Source organism: Pseudoalteromonas sp. APM04, from assembly GCF_022809815.1.
Classification (GTDB): Bacteria; Pseudomonadota; Gammaproteobacteria; order Enterobacterales; family Alteromonadaceae; genus Pseudoalteromonas; species Pseudoalteromonas marina.
Window position 1 is genome coordinate 1,026,737 of sequence record NZ_CP094441.1, and the last position, 26,611, is coordinate 1,053,347.

The window sequence follows — 26,611 nt, forward strand, 5'->3', positions numbered from 1 at the left end:
CTCATACGTAACTTTATTTTAGCTATAAAGGTCTTTTAATACAGTTTGTTGCGAATTTGATGCTTGAGCTTGCTCACTGTCAAGTATTTTTATAATAGCACCAAGGTCACTGTTTGTAGCTTTATTTCCATACAATTGCGCTTGTAATTGAATTACCTCAGTACTCAACTGTGAGTTATTAATTCGTCGGCATAACTCATCAATAGCGCCGGTATCCTGTTTGGTTATTTGTACTGCGTAATTATTTAGCTCATTGTAAAAGGCCTTAACATCACCTGCTTTTTGTATGTTTAACAGCTTTTTTAAACTTGGCTGGCTGAGCGGAGTAGGTAAAGGCTTCACTTTTTCAATGGTATTTATATTAGAACGGGTAAACCAATAATAAATTGCAGTGCCAATCCATAAAATATAACCCAGTAAAGCAACAGCAATAAGCCATAGTGGCGTGTAGCTGCGAGCAGTTTGCATTTGGGCTGATGTATTAGCGTCAGCTTTAGTTTCATCAACGGGTGTGTTCTCAATACTTTGCTCTGTATTTACAGGGGTATTAACAACGGTGCTGCTTGGCGTTACAGTAATTTTACGCGCTGGGAGCGTGGCAAAACTAATACGGTTAATTTTAGTATTAAACCAAGGTAATTTAATTTCAGGTAAGGTGTAAGTGCCCGGTGTTTGTGGCAATAATGCATACGATGCAGTTTGTTGCGAAACAACACGCCCATTTCTTACTGCGTTGTTGTTCTCTTTTTGATCAGGGTAGCTACGGATCCCATTTATTGTTGGCATTTCTATATCTGGGAGTTGCTCTTTGGTGACGCCAAGCGCTGTAAGTGTAATTGTACGAGTTATAGGTGTACCGACTTCAATGGTGTCATCACTTGGTTGCCATTCTTCACCAAGGTTTACCAGCTCGCTGGGCAACCATGCACCTTTGTAATCACTGGGAATGGGTTTAATTTCTATTTGTTGGTCTTCGCCAATTGCAGATACTTCCAACTGGCGATAATTTTGTTGCACTCGGCCCTGAAATACGGGGGCAGCAATAGTATAAGGACCACTTTTTTGGGGTTGAATCAAATACTCTCGAGTAATAACTAGGTAGCGTTTACCATCAACTAATTCGTAACTTTCTGTCTGTTTACCTAGTTGTGTTAGCTGTGCATCTTCCATGCTCGGTGTACTTAAACTACCATCAAGTAACTCTTTAGCTAAGTATAGTTTTAGTGTGTAAACGCCTGCTTCTTGCACATAGAGTGAATTGCTAGAAAGTGATGTTTTTACAAAAATGTCGTTATTATTGTCAGCGTTTGCAGCACGTTTTGTCACGGTTAAATCAATTGGCTGCGAGCTTAATCCACTTACCGTAAATGAGGGGATAGTGTACTGCCCCTCGGTGCGGGTCATTAATTTAACGCTCCACGTAGTTTGTTTATTAATGCTACCGTTAATGATGTTAGTTCGCGTACTTAAACTTGTTGGGCCGACTACAAAATCTTTCAGCAGTACAGACGTATCGGGTTGTTCACCTTTCACGTTATCGTCTACTGATATATTGAGCATAAAAAACTCCCCCGCCAAAACCGGGTTTTTATCTACGCTCGCTTGAAGTTTTGTCGCTGCGAACGAGGGGATCGCGCATAGTAGCAATAAACAGCAAAATAATCGCATTACCATGATTTTTCTACTCCTGTAGGGCGGCGTTGATATTGTCTTTTTTGGGCTTCTAGTTGCATTTTATTCCGTAGTAAAATTGCCGGGTCGTCCGGTACTTTTCTGAGTAATTGATTAAGCTGCTGGGCTTTTTCTTTTTCTTCATTTGTAAGCTCACTGGCTTGTGCTTGCATTGCCTGTTGTTGCGCTTTTTGTTTTTGCTCGTCGCTAACGGGTTGCTCACTCATTGCTTGCGATTGGGGCTGTCGCTGGTCAGACTGTTCAGCGTTTTTATTTTCGCTTTGTTCGCTTTGTGGTTGTGCTTGCATATCAGGTTTATTTTGCTCCTCTGATTGCTCACCGGTTTGCCCTTGCTGATCTTCAGAGGGTTCAGACTCTTGCTCTGATTTTTCGCTCGCATCGCTCTGGCTTTCACCTTTTGCCGAGTCGTTTTGCTCATTATTTTGTTGCTCTTGCCCAGATTGTTCGTTATTGGGTTGTTGGTTTTGATCGCCTTGTTGCTGGTTTTCTTGATTTTGAGATTCATCACCACTTTGTTCTTGCTGGTTTTGCTGTTCTTGTTGATTCAACAGCTGCTCAACTAAGGCTTGGTTATCTGCGGCTTGACTAAAATTACTTTGCAGCGTTTGAGCTTGCTTATAAGCGTTTATGGCCTCTTCAAGTTTGCCCGCTTTGGCAAGTGCATTGCCATAGTTATAGTAACCTGTGGCCGACTTATCTTGACCAAATGCATCTAAAGCGGCGTTATAATTGCCTTGTTTGTAAAGCGCTGCGCCTTTTAATTGGTTTGACTTCGCGTTAGCGGCTTTGTCGTATTCTTCATTTTTATAGGCGGTGAGAGCCCGTTGGTCTGTATTTTTTAATAGTGTAGGGAGCTCCAATGCATACGCGTTTTGCTGAGGTAAAAAGGTAAGCAACAAAACCGCGCCTAAGAAGGCAGAGCGCCTGAATAAATACAAACTAAATGGTAACAAGAGCAAAAGCCCGTAAATACCGGCGTCGATACGCCACAGTGCTTGGCTTTGTGTTTCATCTTTTAATAACTCACTATTAGCCATTGGCGAAAACGTATTTATGTCGCTATTACTTGGTTGATAGCGCGCAAATTTCCCGCCACTGCGCGTTGCTAAGCTTTTTAGTTGTGAAATATTTATAGTCGGGATGACAATTTGACCGTACCGGTCTTTTAAAAAACCACCTTCAGGTAACTTTATAGGCGCACCTTGCTCTGACCCTACACCATAAATGTTGAGTCTAAATGTTGTGTTATTTATAAAGCTTGTTACATCGCTTTGTTCTTCTTGTTCTATACCATCGGTTATTAAAATAATATCGCCATCAATATAACCTGCCTGATTTAATAATTCTTTTGCCATATCTAGGCCAGCTAAAACATTAGAGCCCTTGTCGGGCATTATGTCGGGGCTTAAGCTTGGAATTAAATTGCTGAGTGTTGTGGCATCATTGGTTAGTGGCGATATGGTATACGCAGTGCCAGCATAAGCAACTAGCGCGGTGTCACCTTCTTTAAAAAGCTCAATCATATCAAGGGATTTAAAACGAGCTTGCGTTAACCTGTTTGGTAAAATGTCGGTGCTGTACATTGAATAAGACATATCCATAACGATGACTCGAGCACTTTTGCTTTGAAAAACGGGTACCTGTTTTTTTTCAAAGCTTGGGCCTGCACTGAATAAAACCCCTAAACTGCAAAATACAGCTATCAGCCAAAGTGGTTGGCTGGCTTTTGTGTTGGTATCACTGATGACAAATTGGGCTAAGTGCGGTGCAATTAATTGCACGTCTGTGGTTTTTTTGTGCTTAATTAACGCTACAAAAAATAGGCCAATTGCAGGTATAAGTAGCCATAAAATGGCTGGGCGAATAAATTCAAAATCCATTAGTTTGGCTCCTTTAATGCGCGCAATGTACTTAGCATCACGTTTAAGCTAATTAGTAAAATGGCAATAAGTAGCGGGTAATAAAATAATGAGCTTTGTGGGCGAAAGGTTTTTTCGTCCGCACTAATGGGCTCTAGCTTATCAAGCTCTGCGTAAATCTGTTTGAGGCCCGCTACATCCTTAGCTCTAAAGTAAAGGCCGCCGGTATCGTCAGCTATATTTTTTAGTAGGCGCTCATCTAAATTACTTCCGCCTGAGCCACCCATATTAAATAGGCTAAAACCACGTGGGTTATCAGAGCCGACACCTATGGTATAGACTTTAATGCCCTCTTCGCGGGCGAGTAATAATGCGTCGTCAGGGTTTAAGTTACCCGCGGTATTTTGACCGTCGGTTAATAGCACAACGATTCGGTTACTGTCGTCTTTACTAGCAAAACGTTTCACTGATAAGCCAAGTGCGTCGCCAATAGCTGTCGCGCGTCCAACTAAACCTATTTGTGCTTCGTTAAGCATTTTAGTTACCGTTTTTAAATCGCGCGTTAAAGGTGTTTGTAAAAACGCCGTATCGCCAAACAAAATAAGTCCAAGTCTGTCGCCAGTGCGTTGTTCTATAAAGTCGCTAAGTACTGCTTTTACCATTGTTAAGCGGTCAACATATTGACCATTGTAGGCCATATCCTGTTCGGTCATCGAGCCAGATAAATCCACCGCAAGCATGATATCTCGGCCTTCATTTGGCAACAAAATAGGCTCGTCTAACCACGTGGGGTTAGCAGCTGCGCTGACAAGTAATAACCAAAGTAGCCATTCAAATAACGATAAACGACGTGATCGAGGTTCAATACTTTGATTACTCAAGCTGTGCTGAGCAAACCCCGGAATTCGTAAGCGAGTATTGTTACTACTTGCTGCTGGCTTTAGTAATAAAAGCAGTAAAGGTAACGGAAGGAGCAAAAAAAGCCATGGCCAACTAAATTCAAACATATAGCGGCTCCTTTACTTTAAAGTTTTTGATTGCTTGTCGAAATTTTTTACTTAAATCGACATTGTTATTTTCGCTACTGTATAAGCTTAAAATTTCTTGCTCAGTAAACGTGAGTCCACTGAGTGTATTAAGCGTTTCACACCACTGCTTTGTAGGTTGTGTGGCAAGGTGCTTACCGTAATATTCAACAACTAGGCGTTTTAAAATAATATGTAAATGCTGAGGGTATTGCTCTTGTTGACTTAATGATACGGCATAACGTTTTGCTTTTTTAAATTGGTACGCTTTATAAATTGCATACACACCGGTTAAAAGTGCAATGCAAAGTAGAGCAATAATAACCCACCAAGCAGGGGCGAGTGGCCACCAATCAACTTGGTTAGGTGCTATTACATCGTGCAGGCCATCGAGTGGATTGGTTTGCATGGTTTATTTTCTCACAAGCTGCAGTTCAAGTGGTTCGGCTGCATTGAACGATATTAAATTAAGACCCGATTTAGTTAAGCGAGTAAGGCGCTTATTGAATGTATCTTCTGCATTTTTAGCAAAGCGCGCTCTAAAGGCATTATCCATTAGTGGCAAAGCAATATCTTGGCCATTTGTACTAACGCTTACAGTATTTTTATAAGCCGGTAATTGATGTTCAAATGGGTCGCTAATATGACACCCAATAAGCTCACAATGGCGGCTAAGTATTTCAAGCTGTTTGAAGCTTGCATCGTCAAGAGAACTAAAATCTGATACCAAATACACCAAGCTACCCGGCTTTGCCAAATGATTAAGGCGCTTTAGGTTATCACTAAAGTTATTGTGGGCTTTTGCATCTATTCCCCCAAGGGCTTGCTGGTGGTTAGCACATAAATTGTGACAAAGCTTTAATACGGCTTTTTCTCGCGCGCTGGGTTTGAGCTCTAAATGAGCGTGCTGATTAAATACAATGCCGCCAATTCTGTCGCCACGCTGGCAGGCAGACCATGCAACTAACGCACTAATGTGCGCAGCTTGCACTGACTTAAGCAGGAGCTTTGAGCCAAATAACATCGAGTTTGAAAAATCGGTAAATACAAATACAGGACGTTCTTTTTCTTCTTGAAAAAGTTTTGTATGGGTTTCGCCTGTACGCGCTGTAACTCGCCAGTCAATTGAACGAATGTCGTCACCTTGCTGGTAATGGCGAACTTCGGCAAATTCCATACCACGGCCTTTATGCGGTGCAAGATATTGCCCTGCTAAAGTATTTTTAATTTTAACCTTAGGAGCAAGCTCAAGCAGTTGCGCTTTGGCTTTGTAATACATCAGCTCTTTTAGTGCTAAATTAACACCGTGGCTATGGCTTTGTTTCAGCCATGCCTGAGGGTCTAATTGTTTATGCATAAATTAAGGTACAGCTACCAGTTCTACAATTCGGCTAATTACTTGATCTTTTGTAATACCATCGGCTTGGGCTTCGTAGCTCAAAATAATGCGATGGCGTAGTACATTATGAACAACCGCTTGTATGTCGTCAGGGGCTACAAAGTCGCGGCCCTGTAACCATGCATGAGCACGTGCACATTTATCGAGCGCGATAGTGGCACGAGGGCTGGCGCCAAATTCAATCCAGCGGCCTAGTTGTTCATCTAATTGCGCGCCTTCTCGCGTAGCAATAATAAGTTGAACCAAATACTGCTCAAGAGGCTCGGCTAAGTACAAACCTAAAATTGCTTGGCGGGCAGCAAATAAATCGCTTTGGCTAATTTTTTGTAAAACAGCTTGTTGCTCTTTTAATGCTTCACCGCGCGTTAGGCGTAAAATGTCTAGCTCGTGCTCGGCGCCCGGATAACCAATACTTAAATGCAGTAAAAAACGGTCAAGCTGTGCTTCTGGCAGCGGGTAGGTGCCTTCTTGCTCTAGCGGATTTTGAGTGGCCATTACTAAAAATAAGTCGCTAAGTGGGTAGGTGTTTTTTCCTACCGTTACTTGGCGCTCAGCCATGGCCTCTAGTAATGCTGATTGTACTTTTGCTGGGGCACGGTTTATTTCATCAGCCAAAATAAGGTTATGAAATAAAGGGCCTTTCTCAAACACAAACTCGCTTGTTTGTTGGCGGTAAATATCGGTGCCAGTTACATCGGCCGGTAATAAATCGGGTGTAAACTGGACACGTTGAAACGAACCTTCAATCCCTTTTGCAAGCGCATTTACAGCGCGTGTCTTTGCAAGCCCTGGTGGGCCTTCAACTAATAAGTGGCCGTCAGCTAAAATAGCAATAAGTAGTGCTTGAGTAAGCTCTGGCTGGCCAATGATTTGTGTATCTAAGTACGTTTTTAATTGTGAAAATGCGTTAGCTGCCATAATAAGTGGACTGTCCTCGTCAGCTGGGTTAGTACCTAAATGGGTTAGGTTGCAAATACTGACCTATTTATAAGGTTTATAATAGGGTAACTCAAGAGTTAGACTGTATTTTTTAAAATAGTTCGTTATTTTTTAACGGTTTTTAGCGTACCACAAATCTTTGTAAATGCGTTTAAAAAAGCCTATTGTGTGATATGTAAACATGACTACTTTGTATAAATTTCAGTTTATCTATTGGCTTTAGCACACGGGTTGTTTAGAATCGAGGAAAACAAACAGGTCAGACCTGTCAGCGGGAGAGCATAAATGTCTGAGCAAAACATACTAAAAACACCAAAGGGTGATCGTATTGCCATTGTAAGTGGCCTTCGTACACCGTTTGCAAAACAAGCAACAGCATTCCACCACGTACCAGCACTTGATATGGGTAAATTAGTGGTTAACGAAATGCTTGAGCGATTAAATTTCGATAAGTCAGAAATCGATCAACTTGTATTTGGTCAAGTAGTACAAATGCCAGAAGCGCCAAATATTGCGCGTGAAATTGTACTTGGTACAGGCATGCCAGTTGGTGTTGATGCTTATTCTGTGTCACGTGCATGTGCTACCAGCTTTCAGGCAATTGCTAACGTGGCTGAGTCTATTATGGCGGGCTCTGTGAGTGTAGGTATTGCCGGTGGTGCCGATTCGTCGTCTGTATTACCTATTGGCGTAAGTAAAAAATTGGCCGGTAGCTTAGTTGATTTAAACAAAGCGCGTACTTTAGGGCAACGCTTACAAATTTTTTCAAAGCTGCGCTTAAAAGATTTAATGCCAGTACCGCCTGCAGTTGCAGAGTACTCAACAGGCCTTTCAATGGGTCAAACTGCTGAGCAAATGGCTAAAACACATAATATTAGCCGTGAAGACCAAGATGCATTAGCACATCGTTCACATTCACTTGCTACCCAAGCATGGGCAGATGGGAAGTTAAAAGATGAAGTTATGACGGCACATTTACCGCCATACAAAAGCTTTATTGAAGAAGATAACAATATTCGTAAAAATTCGACAGTTGAAGGTTACGCAAAGCTTAAGCCTGTGTTTGACCGTCAACATGGTTCGGTTACAGCCGCAAATGCAACACCACTTACAGATGGTGCCGCTGCGGTATTGATGATGAACGAAAGTAAAGCACGCGCGCTTGGTTACGAAATTTTAGGTTACGTACGTAGCTTTGCGTTTTCTGCAATTGGTGTGGAGCAAGACATGTTAATGGGTCCTGCGCATTCAACACCTATCGCATTAGACAGAGCTGGTATTACCCTTGCTGATTTAGATTTAATTGAAATGCATGAGGCATTTGCATCGCAAGCCCTTGCGAACATGAAGATGTTTGCTTCAGACAAGTTTGCGCAAGAAAAGCTAGGTCGTAGTAAAGCAATTGGCGAAATTAACATGGATAAGTTTAACGTGAATGGCGGCTCGCTTGCATATGGTCACCCATTTGCAGCAACAGGTGCTCGCTTAATTACACAAAGCTTAAACGAGCTTAAACGTCGTGGTGGCGGTTTAGCATTAACAACAGCATGTGCTGCTGGTGGTTTAGGTGCAGCCTTTGTATTGGAGAGCGCGTAATGACAGATTCAGTATTTAATTTAGCGGTAGACGAAAATAAAATTGCCGTTGTAACGATTGACGTGCCGGGTGAAAAAATGAATACCCTGCGTGACTCGTTTGCAGACGATTTAAAAGCCTTACTTACGCAAGCACAAGAAAATGCTGTTAAAGGCATGGTTTTTATCAGCGGTAAAAGCGATAACTTTATTGCGGGCGCTGACGTAAAAATGCTTGATAGCGTAGAAAAACGTGAAGATGCACTTGCTATTAGCGAGCTGTGTCATCAAGCTTTTTTTGATATGAAAAAACTACCATACACTACAGTAAGTGCCATTCATGGCGCTGCGCTTGGTGGTGGTTTAGAGTTTGCATTAGCGTGTGATTACCGTGTTGGTACAGATAGCGATTTAACTAAAATTGGCTTACCTGAGGTTCAACTAGGTTTATTACCTGGTGGCGGTGGTACGCAGCGTTTAACTAAAATTGTGGGTATTCAAAAGGCACTTGAATGGATGCTAACTGGTAAGCAAATTCGTCCTAAGCAGGCTAAAAAAGCGGGTGTTTTAGATGATTGCGTACCGCAAAGCGTACTTTTAAAAGTAGCAAAAGAGTTTGCTGCTAAGAAAAAGCCTCAAGCTAAAGAGCCAAAGCTCGATAAAGTAAGCAAGCTATTAGAGTCAAACCCATTTGGTCGTAACTTTATCTTTAAAAAAGCAAAAGAAAACGTACTGAAAAAAACGGGCGGCCATTACCCAGCGCCACTGGCTATTATAAAAGCAGTACGAGCGAGCGTTGAGCTTGATGAGCTTAAAGCATATAAAACCGAGGCAGAAGGGTTTGCAACGCTTGTTATGAGTGAGCAATCTAAAGCGCTTCGTGGTTTATTTTTTGCAACCACCGAAATGAAAAAAGAGTGGCGCAACGATGACGCGCCAGCAGTGACTAAAACTGCCGTGTTAGGTGGCGGGCTGATGGGCGCTGGTATTGCCCATGTAAGTGCTGTAAAAGCGAAAGTGCCTGTTCGTATTAAAGATGTCGCAGAGCAAGGCATTAGCAATGCGATGAACTACACCTACAAAATTCTTGATAAGCGCCTTAAGCGCCGCATTATGTCTAAAGCAGATATGCAGTTAACAATGAACCGTATCACCGGTACAACTGACTACAGTGGCTTTAAACACATTGATTTAGTTATTGAAGCGGTATTTGAAGACTTAGCACTTAAGCAAGGTATGGTTGCAGACGTAGAACAGCAATGCCAAGAGAATACAATTTTTGCGAGTAATACGTCATCGTTGCCTATTTCTCAGATTGCGGCAAATGCTACACGTCCTGAAAACGTAATTGGCTTGCATTATTTCTCTCCAGTAGAAAAAATGCCACTGGTTGAAATTATCCCGCACGAAGGTACGTCTCAAGAGACAATCGCACGTGTTGTTAATTTTGCCCGTAAGCAGGGTAAAACGCCAATAGTTGTTAAAGACATGGCAGGTTTTTACGTAAACCGCATACTTGCACCTTACTTAAATGAAGCGGCTAACTTAATGCTTGCTGGTGAGCCAATTGAAAAAATTGATGCAGCCCTTGTAGAGTTTGGTTTCCCAGTAGGTCCGCTTGCATTACTTGACGAAGTAGGTATTGATATTGGCTCTAAGATCGCACCTATTCTTGAAAAAGAATTGGGAGAGCGCTTTAAAGGACCTGATGCCTTTTCACGTATGATTGATTCAAAACGCCTTGGCCGTAAAACGGGTCGTGGTTTTTATGATTACGAGAAAAAAGGTAAAAAAGTTGACGAGTCAGTTTACGAGTTGCTGGGTGTAACGCCTAATTCACGTTTAAACAAAAGTGAAATTGCTCAGCGTTGTGTAGCGCAAATGCTTAATGAAGCTGCGCGTTGTTTAGATGAGGGCATTATTGCAAGCCCACGTGATGGTGATATTGGCGCTATTTTTGGTATTGGCTTCCCGCCATTCCTAGGTGGTCCATTTAGCTACATGGATAAACTCGGTACGAGCAAAGTAAGTTCGGATATGTCTACGCTTGCTAATAGCAACGCTATATTTGCACCCTGTGAGTCGTTAGTATCAATGGCTGAGTCAGGTGAAACGTTTTATGGCGAAAAGCCAACACAAAACGAAACTGTTGCTGAAGTAGTAAAGCTAGAAACATCAGAGCAAGAAGCAGACGTTGTGCCTGAAGAGCAATCAGACGTTGCTAAAGATGACACTAAATAACGTTTAGCACGTATAAAAAAACCGCATTTTAGATGCGGTTTTTTTGTGTCCTAACTAGGCTAAGTAACAGGCTTATAAGTAGCTTAATCAGCGTTTAAATGTTGCGCTATCATGTTACGGTCTTTTTCAGGCATGTTTTCCACGACTAAATTAAACGAATTATCAATCATGCGTTCAATTTCACCTTGTGGGATTGAACCGTCTAAAATAACCGTATTCCATAAACGCTTATTCATGTGGTAGCCGGGGATAACCGCGGGGAAAATATCGCGTAACGAAAGTGCCTCGTCGGGATCACACTTTAAATTAAGCCACCAAATTACTTCACCGTTTTCGTTTGTTTCACCATCGTTACCAACAGCAAGTGTGGCGAACATTTTATGATTCACTTTATAGACATCAACCTCTTGAGCAAATGGTTTTGTAACCAACACAAGCGGCTTTTTGATTAAATACTCATGTACTTTTATTTGATCCATGATCCATTCCTTGAAGTCATACTAGGTAGATACACCATAGCAGTTTTTTAATGAATTGATTATATGTATTTTAGTATAAATATAGATTTTACAAGTCAATACAAGGTATAAGCCGTTTTAGCTCACTTTATTGTTGAACAAAGTTCAGTTCGTGGTATGTTTCTGGCAATCAAAAAAATAATAGGATTTACACATGCCAAAGGCGAGTGAAGTAAAAAAAGGCACAGCTATTGAGTTTAATGGTCGTGTATTAGTAGTAAAAGATATTGTGCGCTCTGTTCCTCAAGGCCGTGCTGGTGGAAGCTTATACCGTATGCGTTTATACGATGTAGTAACCGGTGGAAAGGTTGATGAAACGTTTAAAGACAGCGATATGCTAACGCTTGCTGACTTAATTCGTCGTGAGGCTATGCTGTCGTACATAGATGGCGACGAATACGTGTTTATGGATAGCGAAGACTACACGCCGTATAACTTGAATAAAGATGCCATTAGTGAAGAAATTTTGTTTATCAATGAAGAAACCCAAGGGGTGCACGTTATTGTCATTGATGGAGCGCCAGTAGGGCTTGATTTACCTTCAAGCGTTGAGCTTGTTGTTGAAGAAACTGATCCGTCTATTAAGGGCGCTTCAGCCAGTGCTCGTTCAAAACCGGCACGCATGTCTACTGGTTTGAATATATCTGTTCCTGAGCATATTTCAACGGGCGATCGCATTCGTATCAATACGGTTGAAAACAAATTTATGGGGCGTGCTGAAAAGTAGCGCTCATCAAATTATTAATTAATTTAAAAAGCTGCGGTTTAGCTAGGGTCTGTTAATCCTTCAAGGTTAAATTTGCAGCTGTCTGTTTGGTATGTAGGTAAGGCAGAGCCTATGTAGTGTGGTTATACCCATCAACTGGCGATAACGTCGCGTTAATACTAAACAGCTGCAGCCCAAAGGGTTCTTCCTAAGGGCTATTGACTCTTTGTTACTCAGTTTTTACTTAATCTACTAGGTTACAAACCTCGCGCCGCGATTAAATAGCCGCTGATTTGAACAAAATTTAATCCCAAAGATCAACAGCCCTAAATACGCTGCCTTTTTGTTAAAGGTGTATTGCTTTAAATTTAATCGCAGAAACGCTAAACTGCGCGCCAATTTATTTAGATAAGGTATGTGGTTTTGTGGTTTGTTTTACTTAGCAGTTTGTTTATCCCGCTTATGTACTTAGACACAATACAAAAAGGAATGCCTGTAAAGCGCTGGCTTGTGCTCAGTGCGCTGCTTGGCCCCTTGGCTTGGTTTTTATTTAACGTGCATTACAGGCGAGCCTGGTTGAGATATGTCGGTGTTAATACCTGCATGTGGCGCGCTTAGCTTATAGACGCCACATTACTTTTTTTAGAGCTAATTAAGCTTGGCGTTGCTTTACTTTGTTGTTGTTTTAAAAACTCAGTAAATTCGTCTTTAGATAACGGTTTTGAGTAATAATAACCTTGTACCGTTTCGCAATTAAGCGTTTTTAAAATGTCTATTTGATGTGCTTGTTCTACGCCTTCGGCAACGACATGTAAGTCAAGGTTGTGAGCAATCGTGACGATTGAATCGACCATATTTCGGCCGCGCTCGTTTTTCATATCATCAATAAACGCTTTGTCTACTTTTAGTGTATTTAGCGGAAACTGTTTTAAATAAGCCAAAGAAGAATACCCAGTACCAAAGTCGTCCATGGCTAAATGAATACCTCGGGCGCTTAACGAGCGCATAATATTAATGGCTTCGTTAGGATCATCCATTACAGTGCCTTCAGTGATCTCTAATTCTAAAAAGTACGATGGCAAAGCATTTTTTTGCAAAATAATATCAATACGCGACGTTAAGTCGGGGAGGCTAAATTGTTTAGCAGACAAGTTAACAGCAACGCGCCCATTAAACAGCCCATCGTCCAGCCATTTTTTTACATCGCGACAGGCTTTGTTTAAAACAACTTCACCAATATCTATTATTTGACCTGTTTCTTCAGCAATAGGGATAAATACGCCCGGACTTATTATTCCTTTTTTAGGAGTAATAAAGCGGACTAACGCTTCCATGCCTGTTAACTTGCCCGTGCGTATATTCATTTTTGGCTGATAGTAGACTTCAAAGTGATCTTCTTTCAAACCAAAACGCATTAGGTTTTCAATTTGTAAGCGTTTAACTGCTTGGCGGTTCATGGTGTCGTTAAAAAACAGGTAGCTGTTACCTTTCTTTTTAGCATGATACATTGCGGTATCTGCATTTTTAAGTAGTACCTCGGGTGTGTTTCCATCTTCAGGAAACAACACAATACCGACACTTGAGGTAATAGCCAGCTCGTGCCCTGCCATTTTAAATGGGGTGGAAATAGCCGCTAAAAACTGTTTTGCAGTGCGAGTGATTACATGAAGGTCGTTCGTATTTGACATTACAAGTGCAAATTCATCGCCTCCCAAGCGATAAAATACATCGTTTTCGCGGGTGAGTTTATTTAATCGCATAGCAAGTTTTGCCAGTAAACTATCACCTAGTTGATGACCTAATGAGTCGTTTATTTTTTTAAAGTTATCTAAATCAAAAACAAGTAATGCATGGTGAGCGTCTTGCTGAACCAGTTTATGTAAGTTAGTAAAAAATAAATTACGGTTAGGCAGGCTTGTGGTGCGATCTCGATTTGATAAATTATGCAGCTGCGATTCTGCTTTTTTTCGCTCTGTTAAATCGGAATAAACAACCACGTAGTTAGTAATTTGGTTTTGCTCGTTTTTAATTTCATCAATTGATATTTCTATTGGCAGCAATACACGCTCATTATTGCGCAGTTTAATTTCTTGCTGAATATGCTCAGTTTGGCGCACTACATCGATAATGTTTTCAACGTAACTTGTATCGTATCCAGGCAAATTAAAATCTTTATTTAGGTATTGTTCGCGCATACCACCAAATAACGTTAAAAAACTGGGATTTATATCGACTAATTTAAAGTTCTTATCGTAAATTGCCAGCGCATCAGTAAACGACTCAACACATTTAGCAAACAGATTTAATCGTTCTTCGGTTGATTTTAACTGTGAAATATCGCGAACAGTGCCTGTCATTCTGAGCGGGGCTAGATTTGCATCTTTTTCGATAACCTTGCCGCGGTCAAGCACCCAATGCCACTTGCCAAATGTATCTTTGACCCGGTATGTGGCCTCAAAAAAAACGCTTTGCTCTGCAAAATGTTTTTTTAGTAGATGCTCAACATGAGGAATATCTTGTGGGTGTATAAGTCCTTTATTTGGTGGGAAACCCATAATAGTGGGGGAGTTCATCATGTATTTATCGTTAATACGAATAACTTCGCCTGTTTTTATATTCCAATCCCACAAGGTGTCACCACTGCCCTCAACGGTACTTTTTAAACGTTTTTCAGAGAGGCGAAGTTGGCGACGAGAGCGCCTAAGCTTGTATATAACAAATAATAGGTATGGCAAAGCGAGCGCAATAATAGCGCTCGATAATAACAGCAGAGTGTCTGAATTGTATTTAAATGAAGACTCAAAGGCGTAAGTATCAAACGAGTAAGCAAGTAATACAGCGAATAGGTTTAGTTTTATTGTTTTTATTATCATTTTTTATTACTACTAATTTACTAATGACAATTTAAAACAAGCACATTCAAGAGTCAAAGAGAATGCGAGTAAACCGCTGTTTTTTGAGATTTATTAACTTTAGCGTTACTTAAAAGCTCGTATCTTGGCCTATCTTCATCAAAAAGTACCAGAGCATAATCTTTAATTTCTTGTAGAGTCAGCATGTTCAGTGCACAAAGTAATCGTTTTTGCATATCAAAATTATGATCTCTATTACCTATAGCAAGCCATAATCGTTGTGAGCGCAAACGTAAGTTTTTGTCTTTTTCTGCAATATGCGTTTTTAAACCATGCTTTTGTTGCTGCCAGCTATACTCGTCTAGCTCATTGATATTACTTAAATATTGATTCACAAAGTGAGTATGGCGATGTAGCAAGGTTTTTGAGTCAAATTTAGGGGACTGTATATAAAAAGCAATGCCTGCCCGGGTGTTAAAAGGCGCGTAACCCGCACCAACCAAATAACCTAATTGTTGTGTTGTGCGCAACTCGTTAAAGTAGTCTTGGTTCATTAAATGATTTAACGCCATCATTTTAACTTTTTCGTTCACGTCATTGGTTTGTGCCTGGTAATACACAACCATGGCATGATCGTTACACGGTAACTCAATTTCATAACGTGTTGCTTTTTTTATTTCAAATAAAGGGCGTCTTAAATCGTCGATAGTTGTGGCATTCTGCAAATGTGCAGCCACCTTTTTTTGAAATTCTAAAGCATGATTTTCTTGCCAGTTACCATGTAAAAAAGACTCTACATGTAACGCCTTAAAAAAGTCTTGTCTAAATTCATTAAATTGCTGGAAGCTTGTTGCTTTTAAAGCGTCTGCTAAATCGTTAGGCTGTGGATTCCAAGGCATTAGTTTTGCACCTAAAATACTAAACAACTCACTAACAGGTTTGTTTTGGTTGCTGTTACGCCAATGCCTAACAAGTTGTTTTTTATACTCGGCAAAGCGCTTTGCACATATATCTACATTAAATAACGCATCTAAAAGTTCATCGACGAGTTCTAATTGGCTCGATGATAACCCTGCAGTATGTAGTGTAAGTCCCCCTTGGTGGGAGGTTAAATGATAACTTAAACCAGCCAGTTCTGCTGGGTAAAACTGCTCGCCAACACTATCCATAAATAAATCGGTAAATAAGCGTGTTAGCGCCATGTGCTTTACGTCTTTTACCGCAAAGTCAGAGTCCATAGCTAAATAAAAATGACCTTTCGCTACTCTAAATGTGCTGTCTTGTTTAAACCAAAAATCAAACCCCGGTTCTTTTACTAAAAGTGTGGGTTGCTCTTGGGGCTTTTCTATTTCGAAAAGCTCAACCTCTTTAGTGAGATATGGGTTTGCAGTGGGTAGGTACATATCTTTAAGTGGTTTATTGATATCACTAAGGGCATCAAGCCAACTAGGTGATACTTTTTCTACTTTATAGGGTGTGTTGTACCACGCAGTTTTATGCTCGGGTTCTACGTCAGGGTGAATGAGTACAATACGCATATTGTTAGGTTTTAACCATTGCATCGCCATTTCGTGCGTTGCTTTATTAAAGCCTTCCATTAGGTAGTCACCTTGTACATAGTTGCATTCGTCATAATGCTGCATATTGATGCTCAAACTACTTACCCAATCAATAAGTCGTGATTTTTCTTGGTTATCAAACGCAATTTGTAAAAGATTTTTTTTGTCTTGATATAAGCGGGGCAGCTTTTCTGTGTTGGCATTAATTAAACATATGTACTCAAAAAGCATTTCGATAATATCTTCAAAATATTCTATACCCTCATCGGTAAGCGCCATGCTGACATTAAAATCTTTAAAGTTACTGCCGTTAATGCCCCCTCCCGCCGAAAGGGCATTTATCCAACCTTGCTCTTTTAAAATAGAATACAGTGAGCCTTGTCCTTCATAACCGAGTAAATGTGCAATAAAACTGACGGTTTTATGTCGGTAAAAGTCATCAATATTAGGCATGGCAAAACTAACGATTAGTTTTTGCATGTGTTTGTGTGGCTCTATGTGTAAAATTTTCCCTAGGTCTTGTTTTCGATAAAGTGGCTCGCTGATCTCAGGCTTTACAGATGCTTTATTTCCTAAAATTTGGCTAAAGTGAGCTTTTACCCAGGTTTGAAGAGTGTCTAGCTTTTCGTTTGCACATACAACTAATGTCATCCATTGTGCTTGGTAATGCTCATTAAAAAAGTCACAAAGTTCGTCGCTAATGCAGCGCTCTCTGTCTGCGAGTGTTTGCAGGTTACCAACAGAAAACTTAGCGAAAGGATGTGCAGGGTTAACCGTTTCTTTATGGGCCTGATAAATGCGACGGGCATCGTCCTTAATTTTTAATTTAAATTCTGCATCAATGGCATTACGTTCTTTTTCTGTTTCATTAGCACTTAACAGAGGGGCAATAAAAAAGCGGCTAAATTGTAATAATGCGTGTTCAAACTCTTGATTGTTTATATCAAAAAAGTAGCAGCTGTGTTCTGTACCGGTCCATGCATTTGTGTTTCCGCCTGATTGAGAAACAAAATTATTAAAGCTTCCAGAGTCTGGAAATTGGTCTGTGCCTAAAAAAAGCATGTGCTCTAAAAAGTGAGCAAGACCTTGCCTGTCAGCAGGATCGTCAAAGTGGCCCGCATTTACAGCCATTGATGCTGCAGCCTTTGTTGAATCTTTATCTTGCACAAGCAATACTTTTAGACCATTGTCCAGTGTAAGGGCGCGGTATGCTCTATTATCATTGCGGCTGATATTCAAATGGTGCTCCTGAAACTAAACGTTTACTTGATAACAACAGAGGATAACTTCAGGGCAGCAAGGGTGTGCTAAAAGATTTACCTGAATGTCGTGAAAGAACTATTTTAGAAAAAATAAGTTTATGTTGTTAATATAGCTGACAAGTGAGCAAACTGGCTACTGTTTATATTCTTTAATCGGTTGATTTTTTATGAAAACAATCTTAATAATGCGCCACGGCGAAGCTGCACCTATGCAGGCCGATGATGCGGCAAGAAATTTAACCCAAGTGGGTCATTTAGAAGCAAAAAAAATGGGGCAGTGGCTTGCCAATACGCAAAAACCGGATGCATTGTTAGTTAGCCCTTACATACGAGCTCAACAAACAGCAAACGGGGTCGCTGAAAGCATCACGTTTAAATATAGCGAAACGTGTGCCGATATTACCCCGGAAGGCAAACCGCATGTTGCAGCTGATTACCTTGAAACACTCATCCAAATGCACCCCGAGTGTAATAGCTGGTTAATTGTAGCGCATATGCCAATAGTGAGCTATTTGGTTGATCAACTTTGCCCAGGAAACATGCCTATATTTAATACAGGCGCTGTGGCTGTCATTCATTACAATGAAAATACGAATCGTAGCGAATATATAAATATAAACGCTCCTGCCGATTTATAAATTAAGAGACTAATATGACCATTGAACGTCTTCAAACCGGTGCGCGAATGAGCCGCATTGTAAAGCACAACGGCACTGTGTATTTGTGTGGACAGGTATGCGCTGATGCTGAAAGGGAATTAAAGAGCAAACGCAAACCATGCTCGATAAAGTAGAAGCATTGCTAGATGAGGCAGGTAGCTCAAAAAAGCATATGTTAAGCGCAACAATTTATGTAAAAAGTATGGAGTATTTTGCCGATATGAATGCTGTGTGGGATGCATGGGTACCAGAAGGTTATGCACCGGCACGCGCTTGTGTAGAAGCCAAAATGGCGCGCGATGCGCTATTGGTCTAAATTTCGGTAGTGGCAGCGCTAAAGGACTAATTTTGTATGAACAAAGCGCGGGTGGTACTCATAACCGGCTCTAGCCGAGGTATAGGGGCAGCCACCGCTGTTTATTTTGCGCGCCACGGATATGATGTATGTATTAACTATAAGACCCATTTAACTTAAGCAGAATACGTTGCCGATAGAGTATGAAGTTATGGTGTACGAGCCGAACCAGTTAGGGCCGATGTATCTCAAGAGATCGATGTTAACGATTTATTTTCACGTATAGATAAAGTATTTGGTCGGCTCGACGTGCTTGTAAATAATGCCGGTGTGCTTAAGCCTCAAATGCCCCTGCTAAACATGGACGCAAAGCGAATTAACGAATTACTCACTACAAACATTACCAGTACATTTATATGTAGCCGAGAAGCCATAAAGCGTATGTTACCCGGTAGCAGTATTATTAATGTGTCATCGGTAGCGGCTAAAACAGGTTCACCTAATGAATACATTGATTATGCAGCGACAAAGGGCGCTATTGATACATTAACCATGGGTCTCGCTAAAGAGGTTGCTTGTAAAGGCGTGCGCGTTAATTGTGTTAGGCCTGGCCTTATTTACACTGATATGCACACAGATGGTGGTGAAGAGGGGCAGGGTAGAACGGCTTAAAAGTAACCTTCCTCTGCGTAGGGGTGGGCAACCTGAAGAAGTGGCTGCTGCAATATACTTTTTAGCCTCACATTCTGCTTCATTTACTACAGGCACTTTTATTGATGTAGCTGGTGGCTTATAAATTAAAGTAAAACCGCTAACCAAAACGTTAAACTCACTACACTTAAAATAGTAGATAGCACCACCGCTCCTGCAAGCGTTGCTTCATGTTGTTTAATTTGACTCGCTATTAAATAGGCGTTTACGCCAACAGGTGAGGCACTTAATAAAACTAGTACGGTTAGTATTTGCGGGTCGAGCTTAAATATATATGACCCAATAAATAGTACGCCTGCCGGCAATATAATAATTTTTAAAATCGAGGCAATTAAAGCAGGTTGCCAGTTTGCTGCTATTTTATAAAACGCTAGGTTTGCGCCCAATACAAATAGCGCACAGGCTATTGCAGGGGTTGCTAATAATGCCAAACTGTCCGTTAAGTTTTTAAATAATACAATGCCCGAAACGTTAATGATTAAGCCGCAACCAATACTTAAAACAATAGGGTTAAGCACCATGCTTTTGCCAAACTGTGACCACGAGAACGAACTGCTATTGCCCTTTGCCCCAATTAAATAGGTCAGTGCAAATAATAAAGTGCTGTGGAAGGTGATGATCATAAAAGCAATGGCTATTTTCTCTTTGCCCAGCGATGCAATAATGATAGGAATACCTACCAACACCATGTTTGAGTAACTAGCCGCAAGGCCAAATACGCCGTGTTTTTGGTAATTTTTACTATTATTTTTATTCAAATAAAATCGGTCGACTAAAATACCTAATCCAAAAATACACAACACCGGGATATAAAAACTTAAAAATGCAGAAAGACTAATGCTTTGCTTTAAGTCTATTTGCGACATATTCAATAATAAAAAAGCCGGCAAACTTATGTAAAAAGTAAATTTACTCAGCCCTGTAATGTGCTGTTTGTTAAAAAAAGAAAGCCGGCAACAGCAATAACCCAATGCGACAATGAATATAAGTGGAAAAATAATAGAAACAATATGCACGTAATTACTTCCTAGTAATATGTTGGGTTAGCGTCTAAATTCATCGCTTTGTGGTAAGTTTATCAAAATAAGTACCGCGCCTTTACCACCGTATTCAAGTGGCGCTTGATGCATTGCAATTACGTCTGGGTGCTGAACTAGGTACTGAGGAATTTTATGTTTAAGTATGCCACCACCAATTCCGTGCACAACACACGCACAATAATAATGTTGTTTTTTACATTCGTGAATGAGTCCTGCTAATTCATCTTTAGCAATTTCTTTGTTTAATCCATGCAAATCAAGCGTTAAATCAGGTGCAAAGTCGCCTCGTCGTAATTGCTTGGGTAAATAAGTGTCGTGCCCCTCTTTTACATAATGGACAGTACCGTGGGTGTCTATATCGGGAATATATTCATCTGAGAAATAAAATTCAGATTGAGCCTGCTTTTTTTGCTGGGCAAATTGCTTTGCTTGTGACACCTTAGGCTTTGTATCAAAACGATGAGTATCTTGTTTAAATACTTTAGCGCCTGTGATCGTTTGGCGAAATAAGTCTATGTCGTCATTGCTTAGGGACGATGGTGATGGAGAGTCTTTTTTCATAACAATTACCTAAACAAAAAAACGTAAAAACGCAGCGCAAAAGGCGGTACAATACTTAAATGAGAGGCAATTGTAATTTGCTAAGCCAATATAGGCAATGCAATCGTCTTAAAGACTCAAAACAGTCAGTAAGCTAATACAGGTAAAAATATATGAGCGATTTACAAATTGAAGAAGCAACACTCGAAGAAGCTGTTGCAGAACTGTCAACTTTACATGACTGGTTACGTTGGACTACAAGCCAATTTGCAAGTAGTAGTATATTTTTTGGACACGGAACAGATAACGCGTGGGATGAAGCTGTGAGCCTGCTTTTACCAGCGCTTAGCTTACCCGTTGATGCACCAAAAGAATTAATGCATGCGCGTTTAACAAGTACAGAAAAAAACCGACTAGCGAGTCTTATTGCTGAGCGTATAAACGACTGCACTCCAGTCCCTTATTTAACTAACATTGCATGGTTTGCAAGCATGCCGTTTTACGTAGATGAACGTGTACTAATTCCTCGTTCACCATTTGCTGAACTTATTAGCAATCGGTTTACGCCTTGGCTTGTTGAGCCAAACTCGGTAAATCGTATTTTAGATTTATGTACAGGGTCGGGCTGTATAGCCATCGCACTTGCACAAGCATTTGAGCAAGCGCAAGTAGACGCTGTGGATATTTCGTATGAAGCGCTTGAAGTAACTGATATTAACATTAATGATTATATGTTAAGTGATCGAGTAATGCCTATACAATCAGATGTATTTAGCGGCGTAGAAGGCCAAAAATACGACTTAATCGTGGCTAATCCACCGTATGTGGATGCTGAAGACATGGCAGACTTACCGCGCGAATTTCACCATGAGCCAGAGCTAGGCCTTGCATCAGGGCACGATGGTCTTGATGTAACGCGAACTATTTTAAGCGAAGCCAGCAATCATCTAACCGATAACGGTTTGTTATTTGTAGAAGTGGGGAACTCTATGGTACATATGGATGCTTTATATCCAGATGCGCCATTTGAATGGATTGAGTTTGAGCAAGGTGGTTTAGGCGTATTTGTTATTAGCAAAAAACAGCTAGATGAGTATTTTTCAAAATAACACGATTTGCTTTAGGTTAATATGAGCTAACTTAAACGTAATTGAATACATGGCTGGGCATATTAGCCCAGCTAATGGTCGTCATTAGGAATGAGGAAAGTTAATGGCAGGTAATAGCATTGGACAGTTATTTAAAGTGTCCACTTTTGGAGAGAGTCATGGCGTTGCTTTAGGCGGCGTTGTTGACGGTACTCCCGCAGGTCTTGAATTAACAGAGGCCGACTTACAAATAGATTTAGATCGCCGCAAACCAGGCCAAAGCCGATATACCACGCAGCGCCGCGAGAGCGATCAAATAAAAATATTAGCAGGCGTTTTTGAAGGTAAAACAACGGGTACAAGTATTGGTTTATTAATCGAAAATACCGATCAACGTTCACAAGATTACGGCAAAATTAAAGACGTGTTTCGCCCAGGCCATGGTGATTACAGCTATTGGCACAAATATGGCCTTCGTGATTATCGCGGAGGTGGCCGTTCGTCTGCACGTGAAACCGCAATACGCGTAGCAGCTGGCGCCATTGCTAAAAAATATTTAAAGCAATTTCATGGTATTGAAGTAAAAGCATGCTTAAGCCAACTAGGTCCTATTAAAGCAGAAAGTTACGATTGGGAAGAAGTTGAAAACAACTTGTTCTTTTTTCCTGATGTAAGCAAGCTAGAAGCGCTCGATGAATATATGCGTGACCTAAAAAAACAAGGTGACTCAGTAGGCGCTAAAGTTAAGGTAATGGCAAGCAATGTACCTGTAGGGTTAGGTGAGCCTGTCTTTGATCGCCTTGATGCGGAGCTTGCGCATTCATTAATGAGCATTAATGCAGTTAAAGGTGTTGAAATTGGTGATGGCTTTGACGTTGTTGAACAAAAAGGCTCAGAGCATCGTGATGAACTAACACCTGAAGGGTTTACTTCAAACCATGCTGGTGGTGTGCTTGCAGGTATTTCTACAGGGCAAGACATAGTAGCGTCTATTGCATTAAAACCGACGTCAAGTATTACTATCCCTGGTAAGAGCATTAATACAAGCAACGAAGCGGTTGAGATGATCACCAAAGGTCGTCACGATCCGTGTGTGGGCATTCGAGCAATACCTATTGCTGAGGCTATGATGGCTATTACATTAATGGACCATTTACTGCGCCAGCGCGGGCAAAACCCGCATGTAAACCACGAACACGGGCCTATTAACGGCTCTGTATAATGGTTTGAATTTAGTCACTATAAAAGCGCGTTTTTCGCGCTTTTTGTTTGTGTAAAATAGTTAATGTAGTTTAAGGCGCAGTTCAACTTTACCGTTATATAATTTTCCATAGAGGTAAATTATGCAGAATTCAATTCAAACACACAGTAAATACGCTAAACAAAAAGCAACCCTTGCGCGCCTTGAGCGTTTTAGCCAATTAACCGACAGTAGTATTCGTTTTCCTTTCACAAACTTTAGGTTTGGTATTGAGGCGGTGATTGGTTTTGTGCCCGTTGTAGGGGATGTGATAGGGCTTATTTTATCTAGTTACGTATTATTTGAGGCTCAAAAGTTAGGTATTAGCTGGCATGTTAAACTGCGGATAATTATTAATATGCTGATAGATTTTTTTATCGGATCTATTCCTATTTTTGGCGATATATTTGATGCGTTTTTTAAAGCTAATACCCGAAATACAAACATACTTAAAAAGCATATTACTAAGCAACTAAATAAAAACAGTAACGGGTAATTTTTAGTATTTATTTTTTGGTTGATTAATGTACAGTTGGAGAGTTCATTTTTAACAAGGAATAGGTAATGGAACTATTTATTGGCAATAAAAACTACTCGAGCTGGTCATTGCGCGCATGGTATTTAATGAGTAAATTTGAATTGGAGTTTGATGAAATTCAGCTTGTACTCGATACTCCAGACTTTTACAGCGAGTTAAAAAAACATTTTACAGTTCAAAAAGTGCCCGCATTAATTGATGGTGATTTACATGTGTGGGACTCACTTGCTATTTGTGAATACATTAATGATGCGTACCTTTCGCAAGTTGCCTGGCCTAAATACATAACGCAGCGTGCAACTGCACGAGCTTTAAGCGCTGAAATGCACTCAGGCTTTATGGCTCTTCGAAGTGAAATGCCAATGAATATAAGGGCAAAGCGAAAAATTACACTTTCAGATGATGCTAAAAAAGACATCGCCCGCATCGACGACATATTTGCTAAACAGCAAGAAATTTACCCAAACCAGTGGATGTTTGGCGATTTTAGTATTGTTGATGCTATGTATGCCCCCATTGTACTGCGATTGAAAACCTATCAGGTAACCTTGTCTAAAGCCGCTAATAGTTATTGCCAACATGTATTAGCATGCCCTGTATTACAAAGCTGGATAACTCAAGCACTGCAAGAAACCGATATTGTTGATGCAGATGAAGCTGGGGTTGATTTATAAATATAGGTCAGTAAGCGACTTTTACTTTAGCTATAAAAGCCCGTACAATTCGTCTCGTTTTTAGTGCGCCAAAAGGCGCTTTAACCGAGACGAATTAGTCGTATTATATGCATCAAATCGCTGATCTTATTTCTATTTTCGAAAACACATTTTACCAAAGCCATAATACAAGGCTGATCAAAGGTGATTGTGAGCCCGTGTACCTTCCCGCAACACAAGACATTCCTTATCATCAAATTGTGTTTGCACATGGTTTTTATGCCAGTGCCTTGCATGAAATAGCCCATTGGCTGGTTGCGGGCATTGATCGTCGACAACAAGAAGATTACGGCTATTGGTATTGCCCCGATGGCCGCGATAAACACCAGCAGGCTGAGTTCGAAAGTGTAGAAGTCAAGCCACAAGCCATTGAATGGCTATTAAGCACCGCAGCGGGTTTTCCCTTTAATGTATCGGTAGATAATTTAAATGGTGAGCAAACATGTCGTTTTGATTTTCAAAAGCGGGTTCACCAGCGCGTGCTTACGTTGATTGAAAGTGGTTTTAATGCACGAACTCAATCATTATTAATCGCACTTACTCGTTTTTATCACACACCATGGCCAATGACTGCAAATCAGTTTGATTGGCAACACCCTCAGGAGTTTTGTGATGCAGTTTAAATTAGGTTTAATTATAAACCCTGTAGCAGGATTAGGCGGAAGTGTCGCCCTCAAGGGAAGCGATGGGGCGCAAACCGCAGCAAAAGCGATTGAGCTAGGTGCACAACCTAAAGCAAATAGCCGTACTAAAGCCGCACTAGAAATACTGTTACCGTATAAAGAGCAGCTTGTTATTTATACCGTAAATGGCGAAATGGGCGAACAAACAGCAAAAGCTTTAGGTTTTAATGTTGAAGTTGTATACAACACAGACGCAGTAACAACGCCGGATGATACCGAGAGTGCCGCACAGGTGTTAAAAAATGCCGATGTAGATTTAGTTCTATTTGCAGGTGGCGATGGCACCGCACGTAATATTTGCCATGCCATTGAAGATACTGTCCCAGTGCTTGGCATTCCTGCTGGCTGTAAAATCCACTCTGGCGTATATGCCATTACACCAAAAGCTGCCGGGCGAGTTGTTGAAATGCTCGTAAAAGGCGAGTTAGTGACGTTAGCTGATGCCGATGTAATGGATATTGACGAAGACGCATTTAGGAAGGGTACAGTAAAAGCTAAACGCTTTGGCGAAATGCAAATACCCAGTGAAGTACGTTATGTGCAAGCTGTAAAAAATGGCGGTAAAGAAACAGACGAATTAGTACTTTCAGATATAGCTGCTTACGTTGTGAGCGAAATGGACGAGGACACACTTTACATTATGGGTAGTGGTTCAACAGTCGAAGCTATAATGGAAGAAATGGGCCTTGAAAATACTTTGTTGGGTGTTGATTTAATAAAAGATCAAACACTTGTAGGCCAAGACCTAACAGCCGCCGACTTACTTGAACTTACCCACAAGAAAAAGACCAAACTTGTGATCACTTTAATTGGTGGGCAGGGTCATATTTTTGGTCGTGGAAATCAGCAGCTAAGCCCTGCGCTTATCCGCGCTATTGGCAAAGAGAATATTATTGTTGTTGCAACAAAAACCAAGCTACAGGCATTGAATAACCGCCCGTTAATTTGCGATACAGGCGACAACGAACTAGACGACGAATTAACAGGTTACATAAAAGTAACCACCGGATTTAACGACCATATTATGTATGCAGTAGGGCACCAATACCAAGATGAAACGGGTGCTATACAAAATCAGGAGATAAACAAGTGACCTTAGTAAACTATATTGACGCGGCTCAACAGTATTATGATGATTTAGTTATCAAAGCAACGGATGACGAATTATTTGCAGGCGGCTACTTACGCGGTCATTTTGATCTTGCTGTAGGCTATGCTGAAGTTGAGCAACTTGCTATCAGTATTGATCAGTTAAACGAAACAGTAGAGCAAAGTCTTGTAAAAGCGTACCGTAACGGAGAACTTAACGAAGAAGACAAGGCACTAGTTGTTCGCTTATGGGAAGAAGTTAAAGCGCTCGCTTAGTAACCAAATGAACAAAAAAAGCACGATTATCTATGGTAATCGTGCTTTTTTTATTTAACGTTCCTAAAATAGCTTTTTACGTTAATTTACTGTTGCGTATTAATGCGATATTG

General features: G+C 40.7%; 23 protein-coding genes and 2 pseudogenes. 14 read left to right on the top strand and 11 right to left on the bottom strand.

Features of this window, described 5'->3' with window-relative positions; genetic code table 11:
- Nucleotides 1-18 precede the first annotated feature (18 nt).
- From MTP24_RS04845 to MTP24_RS04870, 6 genes are read right to left on the bottom strand one after another with little or no spacing between them, the layout of a single operon-like run.
- On the bottom strand, nt 19-1,674 hold the full coding sequence (locus tag MTP24_RS04845; protein ID WP_243533037.1) for a BatD family protein: 1,656 nt from the start codon (nt 1,672-1,674) through the stop codon (nt 19-21).
- Nucleotides 1,668-3,572 (bottom strand): VWA domain-containing protein, encoded by a 1,905-nt coding sequence (locus MTP24_RS04850; protein ID WP_243533040.1) that lies wholly within the window; start codon nt 3,570-3,572, stop codon nt 1,668-1,670. Before MTP24_RS04850 ends, MTP24_RS04845 begins: the two co-directional genes overlap by 7 nt.
- Nucleotides 3,572-4,558 carry a VWA domain-containing protein gene (locus MTP24_RS04855; RefSeq protein ID WP_039036625.1) on the bottom strand — a complete coding sequence of 329 codons (987 nt, stop codon included), beginning with the start codon at nt 4,556-4,558 and terminating at the stop codon, nt 3,572-3,574. The genes MTP24_RS04850 and MTP24_RS04855 overlap by 1 nt, the downstream gene beginning before the upstream one ends.
- Nucleotides 4,551-4,985, bottom strand: a complete 435-nt coding sequence (locus tag MTP24_RS04860) for a DUF4381 domain-containing protein (protein WP_006793339.1) — start codon at nt 4,983-4,985, stop codon at nt 4,551-4,553. The genes MTP24_RS04855 and MTP24_RS04860 overlap by 8 nt, the downstream gene beginning before the upstream one ends.
- 3 nt (nt 4,986-4,988) lie before the next feature.
- Nucleotides 4,989-5,933 (bottom strand): DUF58 domain-containing protein, encoded by a 945-nt coding sequence (locus MTP24_RS04865; RefSeq protein WP_008126933.1) that lies wholly within the window; start codon nt 5,931-5,933, stop codon nt 4,989-4,991.
- A gap of 3 nt (nt 5,934-5,936) precedes the next feature.
- Nucleotides 5,937-6,893 carry a MoxR family ATPase gene (locus MTP24_RS04870; protein ID WP_058428589.1) on the bottom strand — a complete coding sequence of 319 codons (957 nt, stop codon included), beginning with the start codon at nt 6,891-6,893 and terminating at the stop codon, nt 5,937-5,939.
- A gap of 306 nt (nt 6,894-7,199) precedes the next feature.
- On the opposite strand from MTP24_RS04870, the gene fadI reads away from it, so the two are divergent.
- Nucleotides 7,200-8,510: an acetyl-CoA C-acyltransferase FadI gene (fadI, locus tag MTP24_RS04875; protein WP_006793342.1), complete on the top strand. Its 1,311-nt coding sequence runs from the start codon at nt 7,200-7,202 to the stop codon at nt 8,508-8,510.
- Nucleotides 8,510-10,729, top strand: a complete 2,220-nt coding sequence (gene fadJ, locus MTP24_RS04880; RefSeq protein WP_243533041.1) for a fatty acid oxidation complex subunit alpha FadJ — start codon at nt 8,510-8,512, stop codon at nt 10,727-10,729. The genes fadI and fadJ overlap by 1 nt, the downstream gene beginning before the upstream one ends.
- Nucleotides 10,730-10,812: 83 nt before the next feature.
- On the opposite strand, the gene MTP24_RS04885 is transcribed toward fadJ, so the two are convergent.
- Nucleotides 10,813-11,208 carry an MmcQ/YjbR family DNA-binding protein gene (locus MTP24_RS04885; protein WP_006793344.1) on the bottom strand — a complete coding sequence of 132 codons (396 nt, stop codon included), beginning with the start codon at nt 11,206-11,208 and terminating at the stop codon, nt 10,813-10,815.
- A gap of 193 nt (nt 11,209-11,401) precedes the next feature.
- Between MTP24_RS04885 and yeiP the strand changes: the two genes are divergently transcribed.
- Both yeiP and MTP24_RS04895 read left to right on the top strand, forming a co-directional pair.
- Nucleotides 11,402-11,974, top strand: coding sequence for an elongation factor P-like protein YeiP (yeiP, locus tag MTP24_RS04890; protein ID WP_006793345.1), 573 nt, complete (start codon nt 11,402-11,404; stop codon nt 11,972-11,974).
- Between the two features lie 402 nt (nt 11,975-12,376).
- On the top strand, nt 12,377-12,571 hold the full coding sequence (locus MTP24_RS04895; protein ID WP_010555963.1) for a hypothetical protein: 195 nt from the start codon (nt 12,377-12,379) through the stop codon (nt 12,569-12,571).
- Here the strand turns inward: MTP24_RS04895 and MTP24_RS04900 are convergent.
- Complete coding sequence (locus tag MTP24_RS04900) at nt 12,568-14,826, bottom strand: EAL domain-containing protein (protein WP_006793347.1); 2,259 nt, start codon at nt 14,824-14,826, stop codon at nt 12,568-12,570. The genes MTP24_RS04895 and MTP24_RS04900 overlap by 4 nt on opposite strands.
- 53 nt (nt 14,827-14,879) lie before the next feature.
- On the bottom strand, nt 14,880-17,603 hold the full coding sequence (locus MTP24_RS04905; RefSeq protein ID WP_243533043.1) for an insulinase family protein: 2,724 nt from the start codon (nt 17,601-17,603) through the stop codon (nt 14,880-14,882).
- 190 nt (nt 17,604-17,793) lie between these two features.
- On the opposite strand from MTP24_RS04905, the gene sixA reads away from it, so the two are divergent.
- From sixA to MTP24_RS04920, 3 genes and pseudogenes are all read left to right on the top strand, one after another.
- On the top strand, nt 17,794-18,264 hold the full coding sequence (sixA, locus tag MTP24_RS04910) for a phosphohistidine phosphatase SixA (protein WP_008126942.1): 471 nt from the start codon (nt 17,794-17,796) through the stop codon (nt 18,262-18,264).
- A 14-nt stretch (nt 18,265-18,278) separates the two neighbouring features.
- A pseudogene (locus MTP24_RS04915) lies at nt 18,279-18,601 on the top strand (RidA family protein).
- A 36-nt stretch (nt 18,602-18,637) separates the two neighbouring features.
- Nucleotides 18,638-19,376: pseudogene (locus MTP24_RS04920) on the top strand (SDR family oxidoreductase).
- Between the two features lies 1 nt (nt 19,377).
- Here the strand turns inward: MTP24_RS04920 and MTP24_RS04925 are convergent.
- Entirely contained in the window at nt 19,378-20,307 is a 930-nt protein-coding gene (locus MTP24_RS04925; protein ID WP_243533046.1) for an AEC family transporter, read from the bottom strand.
- Between the two features lie 27 nt (nt 20,308-20,334).
- Nucleotides 20,335-20,892: an endonuclease SmrB gene (gene smrB / locus MTP24_RS04930; RefSeq protein ID WP_006793353.1), complete on the bottom strand. Its 558-nt coding sequence runs from the start codon at nt 20,890-20,892 to the stop codon at nt 20,335-20,337.
- Nucleotides 20,893-21,044: 152 nt separating this feature from the next.
- On the opposite strand from smrB, the gene prmB reads away from it, so the two are divergent.
- The 7 genes from prmB (at nt 21,045) to MTP24_RS04965 (ending at nt 26,498) form a co-directional block, all read left to right on the top strand.
- Nucleotides 21,045-21,980 (top strand): 50S ribosomal protein L3 N(5)-glutamine methyltransferase, encoded by a 936-nt coding sequence (gene prmB, locus MTP24_RS04935; RefSeq protein WP_243533048.1) that lies wholly within the window; start codon nt 21,045-21,047, stop codon nt 21,978-21,980.
- Nucleotides 21,981-22,083: 103 nt separating this feature from the next.
- The gene (aroC, locus tag MTP24_RS04940; protein WP_010555971.1) at nt 22,084-23,181 is read left to right on the top strand and encodes a chorismate synthase; all 1,098 of its coding nucleotides are present in this window, start codon (nt 22,084-22,086) and stop codon (nt 23,179-23,181) included.
- Nucleotides 23,182-23,302: 121 nt separating this feature from the next.
- On the top strand, nt 23,303-23,695 hold the full coding sequence (locus MTP24_RS04945; protein WP_138740442.1) for a DUF4112 domain-containing protein: 393 nt from the start codon (nt 23,303-23,305) through the stop codon (nt 23,693-23,695).
- A gap of 68 nt (nt 23,696-23,763) precedes the next feature.
- Nucleotides 23,764-24,411 carry a glutathione S-transferase family protein gene (locus MTP24_RS04950; protein WP_243533050.1) on the top strand — a complete coding sequence of 216 codons (648 nt, stop codon included), beginning with the start codon at nt 23,764-23,766 and terminating at the stop codon, nt 24,409-24,411.
- 107 nt (nt 24,412-24,518) lie between these two features.
- Complete coding sequence (locus MTP24_RS04955; RefSeq protein WP_243533052.1) at nt 24,519-25,073, top strand: elongation factor P hydroxylase; 555 nt, start codon at nt 24,519-24,521, stop codon at nt 25,071-25,073.
- Entirely contained in the window at nt 25,063-26,226 is a 1,164-nt protein-coding gene (locus MTP24_RS04960) for an ATP-NAD kinase family protein (protein WP_010555974.1), read from the top strand. The genes MTP24_RS04955 and MTP24_RS04960 overlap by 11 nt, the downstream gene beginning before the upstream one ends.
- The gene (locus tag MTP24_RS04965) at nt 26,223-26,498 is read left to right on the top strand and encodes a YfcL family protein (protein ID WP_243533054.1); all 276 of its coding nucleotides are present in this window, start codon (nt 26,223-26,225) and stop codon (nt 26,496-26,498) included. Before MTP24_RS04960 ends, MTP24_RS04965 begins: the two co-directional genes overlap by 4 nt.
- The last annotated feature ends 113 nt before the right edge of the window (nt 26,499-26,611 follow it).

Excerpts from the sequence above, each read along its gene's own strand:
- MTP24_RS04845 (WP_243533037.1), bottom strand. The coding sequence starts at position 1,674 with ATGGTAATGCGATTATTTTGCTGTTTATTGCTACTATGCGCGATCCCC.
- MTP24_RS04850 (WP_243533040.1), bottom strand. The coding sequence starts at position 3,572 with ATGGATTTTGAATTTATTCGCCCAGCCATTTTATGGCTACTTATACCT.
- MTP24_RS04855 (WP_039036625.1), bottom strand. The coding sequence starts at position 4,558 with ATGTTTGAATTTAGTTGGCCATGGCTTTTTTTGCTCCTTCCGTTACCT.
- MTP24_RS04860 (WP_006793339.1), bottom strand. The coding sequence starts at position 4,985 with ATGCAAACCAATCCACTCGATGGCCTGCACGATGTAATAGCACCTAAC.
- MTP24_RS04865 (WP_008126933.1), bottom strand. The coding sequence starts at position 5,933 with ATGCATAAACAATTAGACCCTCAGGCATGGCTGAAACAAAGCCATAGC.
- MTP24_RS04870 (WP_058428589.1), bottom strand. The coding sequence starts at position 6,893 with ATGGCAGCTAACGCATTTTCACAATTAAAAACGTACTTAGATACACAA.
- fadI (WP_006793342.1), top strand. The coding sequence starts at position 7,200 with ATGTCTGAGCAAAACATACTAAAAACACCAAAGGGTGATCGTATTGCC.
- fadJ (WP_243533041.1), top strand. The coding sequence starts at position 8,510 with ATGACAGATTCAGTATTTAATTTAGCGGTAGACGAAAATAAAATTGCC.
- MTP24_RS04885 (WP_006793344.1), bottom strand. The coding sequence starts at position 11,208 with ATGGATCAAATAAAAGTACATGAGTATTTAATCAAAAAGCCGCTTGTG.
- yeiP (WP_006793345.1), top strand. The coding sequence starts at position 11,402 with ATGCCAAAGGCGAGTGAAGTAAAAAAAGGCACAGCTATTGAGTTTAAT.
- MTP24_RS04900 (WP_006793347.1), bottom strand. The coding sequence starts at position 14,826 with ATGATAATAAAAACAATAAAACTAAACCTATTCGCTGTATTACTTGCT.
- sixA (WP_008126942.1), top strand. The coding sequence starts at position 17,794 with ATGAAAACAATCTTAATAATGCGCCACGGCGAAGCTGCACCTATGCAG.
- smrB (WP_006793353.1), bottom strand. The coding sequence starts at position 20,892 with ATGAAAAAAGACTCTCCATCACCATCGTCCCTAAGCAATGACGACATA.
- prmB (WP_243533048.1), top strand. The coding sequence starts at position 21,045 with ATGAGCGATTTACAAATTGAAGAAGCAACACTCGAAGAAGCTGTTGCA.
- aroC (WP_010555971.1), top strand. The coding sequence starts at position 22,084 with ATGGCAGGTAATAGCATTGGACAGTTATTTAAAGTGTCCACTTTTGGA.
- MTP24_RS04945 (WP_138740442.1), top strand. The coding sequence starts at position 23,303 with ATGCAGAATTCAATTCAAACACACAGTAAATACGCTAAACAAAAAGCA.
- MTP24_RS04950 (WP_243533050.1), top strand. The coding sequence starts at position 23,764 with ATGGAACTATTTATTGGCAATAAAAACTACTCGAGCTGGTCATTGCGC.
- MTP24_RS04955 (WP_243533052.1), top strand. The coding sequence starts at position 24,519 with ATGCATCAAATCGCTGATCTTATTTCTATTTTCGAAAACACATTTTAC.
- MTP24_RS04960 (WP_010555974.1), top strand. The coding sequence starts at position 25,063 with ATGCAGTTTAAATTAGGTTTAATTATAAACCCTGTAGCAGGATTAGGC.